Origin of the sequence: Xenorhabdus sp. Sc-CR9 (assembly GCF_963897815.1) — a bacterium.
Taxonomy (GTDB): domain Bacteria; phylum Pseudomonadota; class Gammaproteobacteria; order Enterobacterales; family Enterobacteriaceae; genus Xenorhabdus.
The window spans coordinates 1-1,156 of record NZ_CAWQTY010000074.1; the positions used below are offsets into that span (position 1 = coordinate 1).

1 protein-coding gene is annotated in these 1,156 nt (G+C 40.7%); it reads right to left on the reverse strand.

The window, feature by feature from the left end:
• Positions 1 to 12 precede the first annotated feature (12 nt).
• A complete protein-coding gene (locus tag AACQ81_RS03665) occupies positions 13 to 1,053 on the reverse strand; it encodes an IS630 family transposase (RefSeq protein ID WP_237388483.1) in 1,041 nt (346 codons plus the stop codon).
• Positions 1,054 to 1,156 lie beyond the last annotated feature (103 nt).

A 1,156-nucleotide genomic window follows, 5' to 3' on the forward strand; every position in this document is an offset into this window, starting at 1 on the left:
GTAAATCACTTTTCATAATAGTGCTCCACTCATTTTTTGTATTCCGGGCTTTTGCTGCGATGAAAACGATCGTAAAAAGACATCGACGTGATTGAGTAATTGCCACATAAATTGACAACAATGATTCCGAGTCACGGTTTCATGAAGTGATTGCCATAACCGTTCTATTTTATTCAACCAGGGAGAATAAACCGGTAAAAATAACAGTGTGAACTTGCCATGTTGTGCCAGCCAGTTTTTGACTTTGTGACTTTTATGAATGCAGTAATTATCTAAGATTAACGTGATAGTTTCCGCATGGGGATGACGGGCATTTAGTTCATCTAACATTTTGATAAACAGATCAGAATTCTTTTTTTCTCCTTTTACGTAAGTGACTTCTTTGGTTTGCGCATTGAGGCAGCCTGCCAGATAATATTTTTCGTTTTTTCCCGGTGTGACTATGCGTTTTTGCTGGCCTTTGAAACACCAATCTGCCCCAATTTTAGGGTTTAAATCAATGTCGGCTTCATCTTCATAAAAAACCGGATGTCTTTCTGATATATTCGCTTTCGCTTCCGTGATTTTTGCCATTTTTTCATCATATTCCGGGTCAGGTTGTTTCACTGTGGGGGCGGCTCTGCGCCAGACAATACCCACCTGAACGAAATGACGATATAGCGTGCTTGATGTCAGCGAAATATTGAACAATTCATTCAGTGTTTTGTTCATGAGTTCAAGACTCCAGCGAGAACGAAGGTACCCTAACTCTTGAGGCGATTGCTGTAATAAGAAAAACAAGATGTTATCGAGAGGAGTGAGATCCCAGACTACTGGCCTACCCGCGGGTAAACTTTTGAGTCCTTCCAATCCATATAACCTAAACCCTTTAACCCAGCGATTGACAGAAGAGCGGGCGGCATGAAGGGTTTTAGCGACTTTTGTCACAGTAACACCTTCATTTAACAGCAGTAATGCAGTTAACCGGCGGGCATAGTCCTTGTCGCGAGTTTTATGGATAAGTTTTTTCATTTTTTGGCATTCATCGTGGGGGATAGATGTTATTATTGGCATCACTCAGTCCGGATTGTGGTTTGGGATTTTTTGCAATTGATCAGATCGCAAAAATCGGACTGAGTTCCCTTCAAGTGATCTACTATTTTGAAAATTTATTTAC